The sequence below is a fragment of the Treponema sp. R6D11 genome (assembly GCF_054786075.1).
Map to the genome: position 1 here is coordinate 1 of NZ_BDHD01000038.1, position 16,880 is coordinate 16,880.

The 16,880-nt window shown below is 42.6% G+C and carries 16 protein-coding genes; 8 read left to right on the top strand and 8 right to left on the bottom strand.

Annotated elements, in window-relative coordinates:
- From ACYVTD_RS05495 to mutL, 5 genes are all read left to right on the top strand, one after another.
- Positions 1-301 (top strand): hypothetical protein (locus ACYVTD_RS05495; RefSeq protein ID WP_461246784.1); only part of this gene is annotated, 301 nt, incomplete at its 5' end.
- A 9-nt stretch (positions 302-310) separates the two neighbouring features.
- Entirely contained in the window at positions 311-745 is a 435-nt protein-coding gene (locus ACYVTD_RS05500; protein ID WP_461246785.1) for an MgtC/SapB family protein, read from the top strand.
- On the top strand, positions 742-1,938 hold the full coding sequence (gene xseA, locus ACYVTD_RS05505) for an exodeoxyribonuclease VII large subunit (protein ID WP_461246798.1): 1,197 nt from the start codon (positions 742-744) through the stop codon (positions 1,936-1,938). Before ACYVTD_RS05500 ends, xseA begins: the two co-directional genes overlap by 4 nt.
- A gap of 45 nt (positions 1,939-1,983) precedes the next feature.
- Entirely contained in the window at positions 1,984-2,217 is a 234-nt protein-coding gene (xseB, locus tag ACYVTD_RS05510) for an exodeoxyribonuclease VII small subunit (RefSeq protein WP_461246799.1), read from the top strand.
- A 1-nt stretch (position 2,218) separates the two neighbouring features.
- The gene (gene mutL, locus ACYVTD_RS05515) at positions 2,219-4,009 is read left to right on the top strand and encodes a DNA mismatch repair endonuclease MutL (RefSeq protein ID WP_461246786.1); all 1,791 of its coding nucleotides are present in this window, start codon (positions 2,219-2,221) and stop codon (positions 4,007-4,009) included.
- Here the strand turns inward: mutL and ACYVTD_RS05520 are convergent.
- Entirely contained in the window at positions 4,006-4,782 is a 777-nt protein-coding gene (locus tag ACYVTD_RS05520; protein WP_461246787.1) for a DUF4037 domain-containing protein, read from the bottom strand. The genes mutL and ACYVTD_RS05520 overlap by 4 nt on opposite strands.
- 114 nt (positions 4,783-4,896) lie before the next feature.
- Here ACYVTD_RS05520 and ACYVTD_RS05525 point away from each other — a divergent pair, with 114 nt between their 5' ends.
- Positions 4,897-5,382, top strand: a complete 486-nt coding sequence (locus ACYVTD_RS05525; RefSeq protein WP_461246788.1) for a hypothetical protein — start codon at positions 4,897-4,899, stop codon at positions 5,380-5,382.
- Positions 5,383-5,393: 11 nt separating this feature from the next.
- Here the strand turns inward: ACYVTD_RS05525 and ACYVTD_RS05530 are convergent, their stop codons facing one another.
- From ACYVTD_RS05530 to ACYVTD_RS05545, 4 genes are read right to left on the bottom strand one after another with little or no spacing between them, the layout of a single operon-like run.
- Complete coding sequence (locus tag ACYVTD_RS05530; RefSeq protein ID WP_461246789.1) at positions 5,394-7,331, bottom strand: TRAP transporter large permease; 1,938 nt, start codon at positions 7,329-7,331, stop codon at positions 5,394-5,396.
- Positions 7,332-7,336: 5 nt separating this feature from the next.
- Positions 7,337-8,359 (bottom strand): TRAP transporter substrate-binding protein DctP, encoded by a 1,023-nt coding sequence (gene dctP, locus ACYVTD_RS05535; protein WP_461246790.1) that lies wholly within the window; start codon positions 8,357-8,359, stop codon positions 7,337-7,339.
- Positions 8,360-8,383: 24 nt separating this feature from the next.
- Positions 8,384-9,331: a TRAP transporter TatT component family protein gene (locus ACYVTD_RS05540; protein WP_461246791.1), complete on the bottom strand. Its 948-nt coding sequence runs from the start codon at positions 9,329-9,331 to the stop codon at positions 8,384-8,386.
- A 54-nt stretch (positions 9,332-9,385) separates the two neighbouring features.
- Positions 9,386-11,131 carry a phospho-sugar mutase gene (locus ACYVTD_RS05545; protein WP_461246792.1) on the bottom strand — a complete coding sequence of 582 codons (1,746 nt, stop codon included), beginning with the start codon at positions 11,129-11,131 and terminating at the stop codon, positions 9,386-9,388.
- Between the two features lie 143 nt (positions 11,132-11,274).
- On the opposite strand from ACYVTD_RS05545, the gene argF reads away from it, so the two are divergent.
- A complete protein-coding gene (argF, locus tag ACYVTD_RS05550; RefSeq protein ID WP_461246793.1) occupies positions 11,275-12,216 on the top strand; it encodes an ornithine carbamoyltransferase in 942 nt (313 codons plus the stop codon).
- Positions 12,217-12,229: 13 nt separating this feature from the next.
- A complete protein-coding gene (gene rnhA / locus ACYVTD_RS05555; RefSeq protein WP_461246794.1) occupies positions 12,230-12,694 on the top strand; it encodes a ribonuclease HI in 465 nt (154 codons plus the stop codon).
- Here the strand turns inward: rnhA and secA are convergent, their stop codons facing one another.
- The 3 genes from secA to ACYVTD_RS05570 form a co-directional block, all read right to left on the bottom strand.
- Positions 12,695-15,451: a preprotein translocase subunit SecA gene (gene secA, locus ACYVTD_RS05560; protein ID WP_461246795.1), complete on the bottom strand. Its 2,757-nt coding sequence runs from the start codon at positions 15,449-15,451 to the stop codon at positions 12,695-12,697.
- Positions 15,452-15,687: 236 nt separating this feature from the next.
- Positions 15,688-16,053 carry a four helix bundle protein gene (locus ACYVTD_RS05565; RefSeq protein WP_461246796.1) on the bottom strand — a complete coding sequence of 122 codons (366 nt, stop codon included), beginning with the start codon at positions 16,051-16,053 and terminating at the stop codon, positions 15,688-15,690.
- A gap of 152 nt (positions 16,054-16,205) precedes the next feature.
- On the bottom strand, positions 16,206-16,880 hold a 675-nt coding region (locus tag ACYVTD_RS05570; RefSeq protein WP_461246797.1), incomplete at its 5' end, for a formylglycine-generating enzyme family protein.

The window sequence follows — 16,880 nt, forward strand, 5'->3', positions numbered from 1 at the left end:
TACACTGTACAGATTTTTATTTAATCTGGACTTTTTAGTAAAGAACACAAATACTACAGGCTATGTTAACGGAGGATACCAAGTATATTCTAGGACATACAAAAAAGATACGTTTGGAATTACCGATAAATTAAACTCATATTTTGCGGGTTTTGGGCTCTATTGGAAAGGTAAACCGATGGGATTTAAAATAGGAGCCGAAATACCTTTTATTATTTCAGCGGAAGACCCAATAACCATTAACGGAAATTATTTGTTATATTCCAAAGCGTACGCCGGTTTTGTTTTTACGTTTGATTAAAGGAAAATTATGACGGAAATTGCTATTGTAATACGTTTATGCCTCTCCTTTGTCGCAGGCGGCATTATCGGCATAGAACGCTCAAGCCGTCGCCAGGTTGCGGGGTTACGCACCCACATACTTATTGCCATCGGCTCGTGCTGTCTTATGATGCTTTCGATCTGGCTTCCTCAACAATTAAACTTAGGAGACCCTGGAAGAATAGCGGCGCAGGTTGTTTCCGGCATGGGCTTTTTAGGAGCGGGCGCAATAATCCGGCTTGGCAGCACTATTAGAGGGCTTACTACAGCCGCTTCCCTTTGGCTTACAGCAGCCGTTGGGCTTACTATCGGGGCGGGAATGTTTTTAGCCGCCTTAACAACTGTAGTCTTGGCAATTCTTACGCTTACAATACTTAACCGCCTTGAAAGAAAATTGTTTCCAGAAGATAATTGGAAAAAATGAATGGAAAACATCTTACAGTAAGCGAACTTACAGAACAAATACGCTTGAATCTTGAAGGTTCTTTCTCATACATCTGCGTAGAAGGTGAAATTTCCAACTGCAGACCTGCAAGCTCAGGTCATCTTTATTTCAGTTTAAAAGATTCAACCGCCAAAATTGACGCTGTGATGTTCAGAAACAGGTTAAAAACCCTAACCTTTGAACCAAAAGACGGAATGTTAATTAGGGTGCGCGGAAGCCTTTCCGTGTACGCTCCACGTGGAAGTTACTCCATTATCTGTGAAGAAATGGAAATAGCCGGAGCGGGCGCAATCCTTGCCATGCTAGAAAAAAGAAAACAAAAACTTGCGGCGGAAGGTCTTTTTGACGAAGAAAAAAAACGCCCCCTGCCCCGCTTTCCTTCAACCGTCGGCGTTGTCAGTTCTCCCACAGGGGCGGCGGTACGCGACATTATAAACATACTTGAAAGACGCGCTCCGTGTATAAAGGTGATAATTCTTCCCGCTTCCGTACAGGGAGACGAGGCGACTTCTTCAATAGCGGCTAGAATAAAACAGGCAAACCAATGGCATCTTGCCGATGTTTTAATTGTGGGAAGAGGCGGAGGCTCTGTTGAAGACCTTTTACCATTCTCCGATGAGGAAGTCGTCCGCGCTGTGGCAAAGTCAAAGATTCCAACGGTAAGCGCGGTGGGACATGAAATTGACTGGGCGTTATGTGATTATTCCGCAGACATAAGAGCACCTACTCCATCAGCCGCCGCTGAATTGGTAAGCGAAAATTATTTTGCCGTGTGGGATTTTATTCAAAGCACGGCGGAAGATTTTATTTCTGTTATGAGCGCGCGTATAGAAAGGGCAAAACTCCTTTTAAAACCGTTTGATCCTCAGGATATGGAATACCGCTTCCGCGCTATTTTACAGCCGCGCTTAATCCGCCTTGACGACGCAAAGGAAGAGTTAATTACCGCTGTTTCCGACAAATGCGCTACAATAAGAAAGAAAATAGAATTGTCTACGGCGGTGCTTGAAACCGCAAGCCCTCTTGCCGTTATGGAGCGCGGTTTCTCAGTTGTAACAAATTCAAGCGGCAAAATAATTAAAAATTCAGATAACGTAAAATCGGGTGATAAAATTTTTATTAGACCGTTAAAAGGAAAAATAAACGCTGTTGTAGAAAGTACGGCAAAGTAAGGAGATAACATGGCTAAAAAAAGTGTACCCGCAAAAAGCGGCGGCATGAAAAGTTTTGAAGACCAACTTGCTAGATTGGAAAAACTCGGCGAGCAGATAAAAAAGACGGATATTCCCCTTGACGAAGCGTTAGCCGCTTTTGAGGAAGGAATACGCCTCGCCAGAACATTGGAAAAAGCTCTTGAAAAAATTGAAAACCGCATAGAAATACTGATGAATTCAACAGAGGCATTATCAGACGAGTCGCCTGATTTAGAACTATTCAATACAGGGGAATAGAATGTCTAGTATCGCCATACTGCCGCCAGAAGAAGCTCTGCGTATTGCCGCCGGCGAAGTTATCGACCGCCCAGCCGCTCTTGTTAGGGAATTTCTTGACAACGCCATAGACGCATGCTCTTTGAACATTGAACTTACAATTGAAGAAGGCGGTTGTAAAAAAGTTGAAGTCTCCGACGACGGCGGCGGCATGACCCGCGATGATTTGGCAATTTGCTCTCTTACCCACGCTACAAGCAAAATAAAATGCCTTGATGATTTAAATACCGCCGTTACGCTTGGTTTTAGAGGGGAAGCATTGGCGGCTGCCTGCGCCGTGTCGCGTCTTGAAATTATCAGTTCTGTAGACGGAAGAGAGGCATGGAGGCTTACCACCGGTCCCGGAGAAACGCGCGCGCCTGAAATTGAGCAAACACGCAGAACAAAGGGATCTACTGTAAGGGCGTTGAATCTTTACGAAACTATTCCGGCGCGCAAAAGATTTTTAAAAAGGGAAGGAAGCGAAGGTACATTGTGCCGTCAGGTTTTTATTGAAAAAGCTCTCGCATTTAACGGCATTAATTTTCGTTATGTGCAAGACGGTAAATTAAAAGATTTTCTGCCTGCCGTTAAAACAAAAAAAGAGCGTTTTGCCGCCGCCGTGTTACAAACAGGCGAAGAAAATTTTTTGCATGAAATAAATGTTACAGGAGCGGGATTTTCAGCGGTTATAGTTATCGGCGGACCTGAGCTTTACAGAAACGACAGACGGCAGCTTTATATTTTCGCTAACGGAAGAAGAGTGCAGGAATATTCGCTTGTTCAGGCTGTTGAATACGGCTCTCAGGGGTGGTTTCCTAACGGCGTTCACCCCATTGCGGCGGTTTATGTGGAAATAGACCCGTCTCTTGCGGATTTTAACATTCATCCCGCAAAACGAGAGGTACGCTTCCGCGACTCAGGCGCGATTCATCAGGCGATTTCGGGCGGAGTTAAAAACTTTTTTCATGGTTTGTATCTTAAAAATTCCGATAAAGACGGAGCGCCGCAAGCCGAAGATGAAAAGAGTTACGGAGGAAGGAAAGGTTATCGCAAAGACGAAGAATCTTTTGAAGATCCGCAAAGGAGTGAAAAAGAGTTTTCATTTACATATAATAAAAATATCTCCGACGTTAAACGCAATACGGAAGAATATAAAAAGTTTACCGATTTTGTTTCTACTTCCTTGCGTAATAGGGAAAATTCTTCTTTAAACATATCCGCTCCGGCATACGGCGATATGCGCTATGCCGGCAGAATATTTGATCTTTTTATACTTATGGAATGGGGGGACAAAATTTATATAATCGATCAACACGCCGCCCATGAACGTATCATTTACAATAAATTCTTAAATGAGCCTGTCCCAAAACAAGAACTGCTTGCGCCCATTCCATTTACCACGGAAAGCGACGAAGAAGACGCTTTTCTTTCGGCTAACCGCGAAGAATTGTCGCGACTTGGCGTTGAAATTGAAAAAGACAGTGAAGGTTGGAGTATTACTGCCCTGCCTGCGGATTGGCGAATGGGCGATGCTGAAACAGTAAAAGAAATTCTGGGGCTGCGGTTAGCAGGTGAAAACATGGCAAAACGCTGGGCGGCGACTTTCTGTTGCCGCGCGGCAATAAAAGACGGGGACATTCTTGACGATGAAACCGCCTTTGAACTTGGAAAAGAAGCGTTAGCCCTGCCCGACCCGCGCTGTCCCCATGGTCGCCCAGTATGGACGGAAATTAGCAAAGAAGCGCTCTTTAAAGCTGTAAGACGGGATTAAAGCAATACTATTTTTTGAGCTATTAATTTAGCCAGATAAAAGCGAGAATCCAAATCGGCGGCTCCGTCGTCAAGAAAGGTTTGAAACTCGGCGGAAAATGATTCGGGCAAAACTGGTAACTCGCATACTTGTTTATAATAAGCGCGGTGCGAAGGTTCAAAACGCTTGTTTATGCAGAAGAGCGTAAGACAGGCGTTTTTTATAAATCCGGCGGAAGCTATAAGATAGTGAAATTTATCGTTCTGAAAACAGGCGGCTCCAAGATCCGACAAAAAATGCTCCATTTTTAATTGAACTGTGTTTCTCATCTCCACCCAGAATGGATCGCCGATATTATCGAGTTTTTTTCTTACGTCATGTATCCAATTTGAACGGGAAAAAACAATCTCACAATTTGCCAGACGGTAAAAACCGTAAGTTCCAGAATCTTTTATAAGCCACAGCGATTCATAATTAGCGCATGCTATATTGACAAGCTCGTCTATTTTTTTTGTTTTTTTGAATTCAAGGCGGACTGGAATATCGCCTATCAGGAAACGGTCTTTTTCGTTAATCCCCGCGCTTTCAAAAGCGGCTACATCATCGCCATATAAACGGCAGCGTTCTTCAGCTTTTGGAATAGACCCGTTGCAAAATACGTCAAGAATAAGGGCAAAGTACGGATCCAACGGATCAGGCTCAGCCGCTTCATTCAGGGTAATACATTCCACACCCTTCCACGCTGAAAGGATTTCCGTAAATCTTTCTACAAGTATTTTAGTCTTATATTTCATTGTTATTCTCCGTATATACTGATAGTATATCATAAAATAATAATTATGAAAACTGAAAAAGGTCAAACACATAAATTTTTAGTTCTTGTACCTCATAGGGATATAAGGCGCGAATTGCAAAAAAACTGCAGTTTGGCGCTTAAAGCGGGGCTTACAGGAGTGTATACTTTTCCGCATGTAACTCCGTTGGCTTCTCTTTCGCAGGCATTAGAAGACGGCGAATTAAAACAAATTGCCCATTCTCTGCGAAAAAAAATAGGAAAAAATAAAATATTCCTCCAAGATGACGTAGTTACCGCTTTTCCCTGCGATAAAAAAGATTTAACTCTTTGCGGTCCCCGTTTGGATATTATTTTCCCGCAAGATTTTTTTACGAATATAAGTAAAAAAATTAAATTTTATTTCTCTTCTTTTTTAATCGGTTGCTTTTTAAAATCGGAAAATAATACAAAGCTCAACGCCATTTGTGAAACTCCGCAGAAGGAATTGGGATTCAGAGCGGCGGCGGTAGCAAATTTTTATTGGAGAGCTTTAAAAATTAACGGCGAAATTTGCTATAAGTGGAAAATAGGAAAACTTTTTTGGCTGCCGCGTCCATAGCGGACAAACTATTAAAACAACTTAACAAGCCAAGTAGTAAGCCAAGGCAGATAGGTAACAAGAAGCACAACTGTAAATTGAACAAGCAGGAACGGAGAAACATAACTGCATATTTGCATAAACGGTTTATTAAAACGATAACTTGCAAGAAAAAGATTCATTCCGACAGGAGGGGTAAGGAATCCCGCCTCAAGGTTTATAACAAAAATAATTCCAAGATGAACAGGATCGATTCCGTAGGCGCACCCCAGCGGAACAATAAGCGGAAGGAAAACAAGTATCGCGGAAAAAATATCCATTATACAGCCAAGCACAATCAAAGCAATATTCAACAGCAGAAGAAAAAGATATTTTGATTTGATGGTACTCTGCATCCAAAAAGAAAATTTATCCGGTACGCCGGAATCAATAAACGCATAGGATAGGGCTTTTGCCATTGCCAGAATAGCCAAAATTCCGCCGATTATAGGAACAGCCTTAAAAAAAACTTTTTGAATATCTCTAATTAAAATATCTTTTTTAATAAAGACTTCTACAATTACCACATATACAACAGATACGGCGCTTACTTCTATCAAAGTAAGAATTCCCGAAAAATACCCTAACACCAAAATTATTGGTAATAAAATTTCAAAAAATGAGTCTTTTAATGAATTAAGCGCGTCTTTGCCGTTAAATTTTATAGTTTGATTTTTTTTAGTTTTTGAAGAAAGAATAAAACCGGCAATTATCATGGCAATAATCAAAATAAATCCGGGTATTATCGCTCCAATAAAATAATGAACAATAGTGTTCTCTATAGGTATATTCATAAAATGCAAGATTGCATTGGTTGATGTAGCTACTAATATAATAGGAAGACTTGGAGGAAACATTAATCCTATGCCGCCCACAGAAGTTAAGAGCCCTATGGAAAAACGCTCCGAATAATTATTTTCATTTAAAATTATTAATAATATCCCGCCAAGAGCAAGAATGGTTACGCCGGACGCACCTGTAAAAGAAGTAAAAAAAGCGCAGATAATAACAGCGGCTATTATAATACCGCCTGGTAACCACCCAAAAAATATTTTAAAAGTGCGGACAAGCCGCTCTCCCGCTTTGCTCTCGGAAAGGAAAAAACCCGTCAGGGTAAATAGCGGTATTGCGATTAAATCTGAGTCTGTAAGAGCCGAGAAAATTTGTATAACCGATGCCTCAGGTTCGCTCCCCGAAGCCTGAAGCATAATCAAGGCGATACCGCCAATTGCCGTAAAAACCGGCATTCCAGCAAGCCCAGCAAGAATTAAAAATAATATTACTGGAATATTGATAACCCTTGCGGCATCGTATAGATAATTAATCCACGAAAAGAAAGGTTCAGGAGTATCCTCAGCTGTTAACCCCCAAATAATTTTTGCGATAGCCGGCAGAGCGATAATACAACCAAGTAAAAATGCGGCGGCGCAAAATATTCTATCGCGGGTTCTTTTAAGTTTTAGCGCAAACCGAACAGCTATCACAAAAAAACCAAGAGGCATCGCAATCGCAAAAACTTGATCTTTTAAAAAACCAATTTGCTTGCCCTGCATAGCAAATTTAATATAACAAACGCTATCCCACGCCAGAATACTTAATAAAAAGATAGAAATTATTGTACAGATTAAAATAAATATATTTTTTATCTTGTCATTTTTAATGTATTGAACGGCGGTAATTGAAATATGCTCTCCGGATTTTGCCGTAAGCATAGCCGCAAAAAAACCGGTTAATAAAAAAATATGGAGCAATATCGCGTTGGAACCGGGTATAGTAAGATCAAATCTATGTAATAACAACTCAACAAAAGGAATTAACGCAAGAAGGGAAAGAGCACCAAAGCAAATTATATTTTCAAGCCATGATAATTTAAATTCTTTCTTGAGCCACAAACAAGCCTTAAATATTATGTTTTCACCCTTATCGTTCATAGTATTTATTTTCCGCTTCTTGCCTTTTCCAGTATACTGTTCATCTGGTTGTATAATTCGCGATCAAAAATAGGACCGACAATCGAAGATAAATTATTTTTTACCTCATTACTCCACAGATCATGCTGAGCCTGATTTAATCTGTTTACACTAAGACCGTCATTCCCCATTGCCGCAATAGCATTTGCTTCTGTTTTTACCACTGAAGCGTCAAACTCCGCCGCGACTTTGCGCGTAGCCTTTAATATTTCCTGTTGATCAGTCGGACTTAATTTATTCCATGTAACGCGGTTCATAACAATTGCGCCCATGATTGGAGCAATGGGTAATTCGAGCATATGGTTTAAACTTTTGTACAACTGCATTGGAGCTACTACAGCGGGAATAATATATATGGCATTTACGGCATTACTTGCAAGTTTGGTTCCGGTAGATGTTATATCAGTCTCTACAAGTTGGTATCCCATTACCCTAAACACGGCATTCATATCTTTAAGATCGGGACTTGTCGCAAGTCTCTGTTTACGCAGATCATCCGGCGTTAATATTTTTTCTTTTGTAAATATGTAAATCCAACCGCCTTTTGACCATGAAATAACAACCAATTCATTTTTAACGCGTTTATCAATAAGCGGTAACATATTTTCAAGCACAAGATCCAACTCCGCTTCATTCTTGATCATAAAAGGTATGCTTAAACTCATTACAGCGGGGCAAATTTCCGCAACTCCGGCAGAAGTAAAAACAGCTACTTGAATAGCGTTACTGGAAAGAGAAGAAAGCATTTTTCCCTCGCCACCTTCCCTACCGTCATGACTGACGATTACACGCACGCGGTTTTGCGTTACCTTTTCCCAATCAGCGGCAAGGCGATCAAGCGCCCTGCCCCAATCGGAACTTCGCGGTAAAGGAGACGCAAATCTGATATTAACGACATCTCCTCTGGCGCTGCCGCGCTGGGCATAAACCACGCCAAGCGAAAAAATGAAAAAAATCATAAAAATAAAAATGACTGTTCTTTTATTCATTTATTACTCCATATATGTATTATATCAATAATCGTCAGGAATTGGAAGGAAAGAGAAATACACCCATGCGTTGTCCAAAAGCCAGCGGGCTTTTTCTTGAGTAATAATATTTACAAGCCGCGTTGAAGTATCTCTATTAGGGTTAATTGCAAGGGCTTTTTCAAGACAATCTCTAAAAGCGTCATAATTTTGAGCCGGAACGCAAACGGCTTGGGCGTAAGAAACATACGCGCCTGCGGAATTTCCATTTGTTTTTTCAATCGCAAGTTTATAATGATATTCCGCGCGCTCCAAATTTCCGCCCAATAATTCCGGCAAAGAAGCATAATATAGTATAAAAAACTCGTCTAAAGCGGCAGTGCTGTAGTTAGGGTCAAGCTCATAAGCCCTTTGAATCATTACGCTCCACTGGGGTATATTGGCGCTCAATCCATAGTCAAGTATGTCGATGGAATACGCTGAAAGCCCACCCGCGACAGCCCAGTATAAAAGACTTACGTCTCCTTTTTTACATTTTTTAAGCAGGGGCTGTATGTCGCCTTTTTCTACAGTAGCTTTCTTAAAACCAGGAAACTTTTTTTCAAGAGCGTCATAAAGTATTCCGTATCCGCGAAGATACAACTGCTTTGACCGCCTTAACGCCGCTTCTCTCGCTTCCCATTCGCTCCTTGGGAGCATTTCTGCAGGTCCCTGCACAAAGGCATTGGCATACATTACAAAAAGTGAACCTGTTGTTAACATCAACCCCTGATGGTCAGGATTCGCCGAAAGCAGGGACTCATACATTTTTATCGCAAAGGGGATAGCGTCCCCAACCAGTTGAGGATCTGGGTCTCCGGTAAAAACGTCGGAACTGCCGTCGCCTGTCAGAGCGTCGGCTACCGCATTCATCGCCAATTTGTTAATTGAACAGGAAGGGAAAGCGGCAAAACAGACCACAAGCACAATTACTAAAATAATTCGCAATTTCATATATAAGCTCTTGTTTTATTATAACACATACTTTCTAAATAAAATAGGTATTTATTAGTCCCCTATAACCACGCGAATATCTTTATTGATAGCGTCCAATTTGCGGGCGGCTTCGGCTTTTGCCCCTTCCAATCCGCCTGAGCCGACTTCGGCGTGGCAGGTAGCGTAAAATTTAATTTTTGGCTCCGTGCCGCTTGGACGGGCGCTTACAATAGTGCCGTCCGCAAGGAAGAACTGCAATACGTCGCTTGGCGGAAGACCGTCCGCGCCGTTTTTAATATCGCGGACTTTCACGATATTTATGCCGCCAAGAGTCTTGGGCGGATTTTTGCGGTATTCTTCCATTATTCCGTTCATGATAGAAGGTCCTTCCGGTCCTTTAAAGTATTTTGAAATTCCCAATTCCTGCCAATAACCGCAAATGTGATAAAGATCGTCAAGGCGGTCAAGAAGAGTTTTTCCCTTACCGCGCCAGTAAAGAGTCATTTCGGCGGTTAACGCGGCGGCGGAAACTCCGTCCTTGTCGCGGACTTCAGTCTCTATGTTGTAGCCGTAGCTTTCTTCGGTTCCAAAAACATAGCTTTTGCCGCCAAGCTCGCCATGTTCCCATTTGCGCATAACATCGGCAATCCACTTAAAACCTGTAAGACACTCCTGACATTCGCCGCCGTAATATTCGGCAACTTTTTTTTGCATTCCGGTTGTAACAATGGAATTTACCATAGCGGCGTTTTTGGGAAGTTTTCCCAATTCTTTTAAAGACAGGAAAATATAATCTGCAAGCAGAACGCCCATTTGGTTGCCTGTAACAAGAGTAAAACCGCCCGACTTGTTAGGAACCGCAATGCCAAAGCGGTCTGCGTCAGGATCTGTCGCCATCACTACATCGGCTTTTTCTTTTGTGCCGAGTTTAATCGCCATGTCCAAAGCGGCGGCTTCTTCGGGATTGGGGAACGACACTGTTGGAAAATCCCCATTACCCTCGCGCTGCTCTGGAACTGTAATTACTTTTAAGCCTAAATCGCCTAAAACTTTTTCTACATGAAACGCGCCTGTTCCATGCAGGGGGGTGTAAACTATTTTTACCTCGCCTGCTTTTTCTTTAATTAGAGCTGGTCTAAAAAGGCGCGACTTGACCATCGCTTGATACGGCTCGTCAATTTCTTTGTCAATTATTTTAAGAAGCCCTTTGTCCAACGCTTCTTTTTTGGAAATTTCTTTTATATCTTTTACATTGTTTACTTCTTTTATAATGCCGACATCATGCGGAGGTATAACCTGAGAGCCGTCGTTCCAGTACGCCTTGTAGCCGTTGTACTGAGGCGGGTTGTGGCTCGCCGTCACAACTATGCCGGTATCACAACCAAGATGACGTATGGCAAAGGATAATTCCGGCGTGGGACGCAGTGATGAAAATAGAAAAGTCTTTATGCCGTTAGCCGCAAAAATCAGGGCGCAGGCTTCGGCAAACTCCGCCGAATAGTGACGGCTGTCAAAGGCGATTACGGCTTTTAGCTCGCCGCTTTTTGCCGCTTTTTGGGGAAATGTTTTTATAAGGTAGGTGGCAAGCCCTTGAGTGGCGCTTTTTACCACAAGGGTATTCATGCGGTTATAGCCGCCGCCGATTACTCCGCGAAGACCGCCCGTGCCGAATTCAAGGTTCTGATAAAAACGGTCTTCAAGCTCCTTTTGCGCGGCTTCCCCGCCGTCCTTAAGAAGTTTTTCCACTTCCTGTTTAAAGGCGGCGTCCTTTTCCTTGGAAATATAATCATTCGCTCTTTCAATAATATTTTGGTTCATTATTTCGCTCCTAAACTAAAAAATTTTCTTTTTATGTCTTACTTAAATGTACAGTATTATACTATAATATATAAAAATAGTCGATCTTGATAGGGGGCTTTTACCCCTATGCGGGGTGATTGTTACAATTTAGGAGGTTTAGCGTGTCTATTTCGTTATTTGGGCGGTCGTTGCTTACACTTTTGGATTTTTCCCCGGAGGAGATTCAATATCTATTGGAGCTTTCTTTGCAAGTAAAAACAGATGAAAAAAAAGGGAAAAAATACAGGCGTTTCGAGGGGAAGACTCTCGCCATGCTTTTTGAAAAACGCTCAACTCGCACAAGGTGCGCTTTTGAGACCGCTTTAGGCGAAGAAGGCGGACACCCTGTATTCCTTTCCAGCGCGGATATTCACCTTGGCGTAAAAGAGGAGCTTGAGGACACAGCCAGAGTCTTTGGCAGAATGTTCAGCGCTATTATGTTCCGCGGTTTTAAGCAGAAAACCGCCGAAACTTTGGCAAAATATTCGGGTGTTCCCGTTTACAACGGACTGACAGACCAATACCACCCTACTCAGGCTTTAGCGGACTTTTTAACTTTAATGGAAAATTTCGGTAAAGTAAAAGGACTTACGCTTTGCTATGTCGGCGACGGACGTAACAATGTCGCAAGATCATTGATGATTATTTCATCACTATTAGGAACAAATTTTACGGTTATAACGCCGCCTGAACTTAACCCAGACAGTGTGATTTTGCAAAATTGTACCGCGTTAGCCGAAGTATCTAACGCCATTATAAAAGTTACTCCAGATATTTCCGCCGTTCTTGGCGCTGACGCTATATACACCGACGTATGGACATCTATGGGCGAGGAAGATAAAAAAGAAGAACGGGTTAAACTTTTAAGTCCGTATCAAGTTAATCAAAAATTGATGAATATGACCGCCAAGCCCTCTACCATTTTCCTTCACTGCCTGCCTGCCGTTAAGGGCGAAGAAGTTACGGCTGAAGTGATTGAAGGACAGCAAAGCAGAGTGTGGGATGAGGCGGAAAATCGCAAACATACAATAAAAGCGGTAATGCTGGCGACATTGATAAAATAAACTGCGGTAAAAAATGACAGAAGCGTCTTTAAAAATTTATACTGACGGCGGTTGCTCCGGTAATCCTGGACCGGGCGGTTGGGCGTATGTCATGGTACAGCAGACGTTTCAGGGCTGGCAGATAATCGCAAAAAACAAAGGCGGCGAAAAAGGCACAACCAACAACAGAATGGAATTAACCGCCGTAATTATGGCGTTACGCGCTTTAAAAACAATGGATAATGTCCCGCGCCAAGCGGCAGTATTAACAGACTCCCAATATGTGCAAAAAGGCATTACTGAGTGGATACGCAACTGGAAACGCAACGAGTGGAGAACCGCCGACAAAAAACCGGTAAAAAATCAGGACTTATGGATGGAGTTGGATTCTCTTAATAATGAATTCCCTCTTAAATGGGAATGGGTTAAAGGACACGCGGGTAACGAATACAATGAAATGTGCGACGCAATGACTCAGGAAGCAATAGCAGAACAGTAATTATTTAGCTCCGTGGCAAAATTTGTACTTTTTCCCGCTTCCACATGGGCAAGGGTCATTACGACCGACCTTGGGCTGCCCTCGCACTACAGTTGCGCCGTCGGGACGGCTTGCTTTTTGCATTGGCGAACCGCTTGTTGGAGCACCGCCCGCAAAAGAGCCGATACTGCTGTGGCTTGCCGATTGAACGCCTATGGAACGGCTTACGGGTCTTCGTTGTCCCCCTTCCGCTACTTGAATGCGTATTAAGTGAAGGCGGGAAGCGATTTCCTGCCTAATATCTTCTATCATATCCTCAAAAATTTGGAATCCTTCTACTTTGTACTCCGTTAGCGGATTTTTTTGAGCATAGTGGCGAAGGTATACGGCTTCACGCAGAGCTTCCATGTTTTCAAGGTGATCCAGCCATTTGCGGTCTACAGCGTTAAGGTAATTGTCACGGATAATCATATTAAAGTAGTCATGACCGATAATGGCTTCTTTGTCGATTAAATCTTTTTCAAGGTCTTCAATAATGTGCTTTTCCAATGTTTCGGGGTTTCTGAATTCTTTACTTTCTGAATCGACAACAAGGGAATAGCCGAACTTTGTACGGAGCTTTTCAGTTAGCTCTTTTAACGCCTCGTTTTGATCGTTTCTTGAAGCCTGATTAAACTCGTCAATATAGTCTCCAATAATATCTTCGGTAGCGTCGTTTACGCGCTTTTTTAAATCATTGTCTACAAGTATCGCATCACGCTGTTCATAAATAAATTTACGCTGTTGGTTTAATACATCGTCATATTCCAAAAGGTGTTTGCGGATTTCAAAGTTACGCTCCTCCACTTTCTTTTGGGCGTTTTCTATGCTTTTATTCAACATCGGGTGGTAAATAGCGTCTCCGCCGGTCATTCCAATCCTTGACATGATGTTTTTCATGCGTTCTCCGCCGAATAAACGCATAAGCTCGTCGTCCATGGAAATAAAAAATTTGCTCTTTCCGGGATCGCCCTGCCGCCCCGAACGCCCTCGAAGCTGATTATCAATGCGGCGGCTTTCATGTCGTTCTGTTCCGATTACATAAAGTCCGCCGAGTGATTTTACTTCTTCATAATCGCTCTTCCATTTTTCAAGTTCTTCTTTATAAATTGCCGCATACTGCTCTTGCGGCGCGTTGGTTCCAGCTCGTCTTCTCGCCCGATGTTCGGGATTTCCGCCAAGTTTAATGTCGGTTCCGCGTCCTGCCATGTTAGTCGCTATTGTAACAGAGCCTTTCGCTCCGGCTTCCGAAATGATAAGCGCTTCACGCGCATGATTTTTTGCGTTTAACACTTCATGACGGACTCCTCTGCGTGTAAGCAAAGAGGAAATTTTTTCTGATTTTTCGATTGAGACCGTCCCTACAAGCATGGGCTGTCCTCTTTTATTCGCCTCGGCAATTTCATCGCATAACGCTTTGAATTTATCGGATTCATCAAGATAGATTACATCGTCCTCGTCATTACGGGCGACTGGCTTGTTTGTGGGAACAACAACAACGGAAAGTTTGTAAATTTTGTCAAATTCAACGGCTTCGGTATCCGCCGTTCCCGTCATGCCTGAAATCTTTTTGTATAATCTAAAATAATTTTGAAAAGTAATTGTCGCTAAAGTCCTATTACGCTGGGCAATCTTAATTTTTTCTTTAGCCTCTATCGCCTGATGAAGCCCGTCGGAATAACGTCTGCCGTGCAGAATACGCCCCGTAAATTCATCTACAATTTGAACTTCGCCGTCTTGCACGACATAATCAACGTCAATATGAAAAAGTTTATGCGCTTTTAAGCTCTGGGTAAAATAGTGAATGTACTCGAAGTTTTCTTCGTCTACTATCGCTCCCTGAATAAGGTTGCGTTTTTTCAGCAATTCCTCTATAGTTGCCTGCCCCTGATTGGTAAAAGAAATACTTTTATTTTTTTCGTTTATCTTATAATCGCCTTTAATTATCTCCCCTTGGGCTTCATCGGGATATTCGCCGTTTTCTTTTTTTTCTACTTCTTTAAGACCGCCTATCAGTTTGTCAACTTCGGCAAACTTAAAAGTGTCGTCTTCTGCTGCCCCTGAAATAATCAAAGGGGTACGGGCTTCGTCAATTAAAATAGAGTCGATTTCATCGACAATACAAAAATTATGCCCACGCTGTACACGGCTTTCCATATCACGTTGCATATTGTCACGCAAATAATCAAAACCAAGCTCATTATTTGTACAGTATGTTACATCTTGATTGTAATTTTCTTTACGCTGACCATTATCCATGTTGGAAAGAATCGTGCCAACGCTGATGCCTAGGTAATTGAAAATCGGCTTCATCCATTCGGCATCACGGCTTGCCAAATAATCGTTTACTGTAACAACATGAATGCCCTCGCCGGGGATAGCGTTAAGGTAAGCGGCGGCGACAACCATCAATGTTTTGCCCTCGCCTGTTTTTAGCTCGGCTATTTTTCCCAAATGTAGTACAATGGAGCCGAGGATTTGCGTATCATAGGCACGCTCGCCCAAAGCGCGCAGTCCGGCTTCTCTTGCCAGAGCGAAGGCTTCGGGTAAAATGCTGTCCAAAGTTTCACCGTTTTTATAACGCTCGCGGAAAAGGGCGGTTTGGCGTGGAAATTCCTCTGCGGGAAGGGACTGCGCCCAACTTTCTTTTTCGTTTACTTTTTGAAGTATAGGCATAAGGGCTTTTAAGTCGCGTTCATTCTGCGAACCAAAAAGCGCCTTAATGAATTTATCAAACATAGGGACAGTTTATCTGAAAAAGGGATACTTGACTAGATGTATTATTAGTGGGTAGTGGGTAGTAGATAGTGGATAGTAGATAGAATTGTTGTTAGTAAGCCATGCCTGATAATACCACGCTTCGCTTGCAAACCTCGCTCACTATCCACTACATACTATCCACTACCTACTTCCTCACGCTTCGCTTTCAAACTACGCTCTCTATATACTACCTACTAACCACTAACCACTATCCACTAATCACTTTCTCTCAACTTAGAAATAAGGGCTGTTAGCATTTTACCGATTTCTTGCAGTAAATTCATTATTCCCTCTGTATCTGAATCGGTAAGGTATCCTATTTTCAGGCATAGCAGTAGTTGGGTTTCCAATTCCGCTTTTGACCCTTGTGCTATTCTGAGAAAATGTATAAATTCTTTTGTCGAATGTCGTGCTTGACCTTCCGCTATATTCGATGGAATCGAAACCGCCGCTCTTCGCATTTGGTTGGTCAAAGAATACAATTCATCTTTTGGCAGTTTTTTTGTTGTTTGGTAAACCAGTTCCGCAATTTCCATTGACTTCTGCCATACGATTAGTTCTTGGTAATTTTGTATGCTCATGTGAGGGAGTATATAGTAAATAGTGGATAGTTATTAGTAGATAGTGAATAGTATTGTTGTCCGTAAGCTACGCCTGATAATACCACGATTATCTTGCTTACCAGACTCACTATCTACTACATACTACCCACTAACCACTTCCTCCCCCCCCCTCAGGGACGCACAAGCCGAAAGCCGATGTAGTGGCCCCGATTGATCGGATAGTTGTAGTACCGATACGCAGAACGCAGGTTCTGACCGTAGCTGTACCAGTCCCCGCCGCGTACCACCCGGGAAGTGCCGGTAGCCGCTCCGGTCGGGTCAATGTTATCCGCCGTTATGTCAGCTTTATACCAGTCCCAACACCATTCATACAAATTCCCATGCATGTCGAAAAGTCCCCATGCATTAGGCGCAAAACTTTCTACAGGTGTTGTCTTTCCTCTGTATATTCCTGTTGCATTACCATTATACGGATAGTTACCATCATAATTAGCCTGATCCGTAGTTATGTTGTTTCCTGTATTAAACGGAGTTGTCGTCCCCGCTCGGCACGCATACTCCCATTCCGCTTCAGTCGGTAATCTATATCCGTTTTTGCTCATGTCCATTACCGCATTATCCCATGTAGAGTTACTACCGGTTGGTATGTTTCCGCTATTATTTGCTATCCAAACGGCAGGATCGGTACTGCCGCCAATGCTGTACACGGGGTTTAATCCTTCCAACATGCTTAATTTGTTGCAGAATACCAATGCGTCATACCAACTGACATAATAAATAGGATAATTATCCCCTTTACCATAAGTATTAGTGGTTCGATCCTCCCCTGCTCCCATTACCGCCTG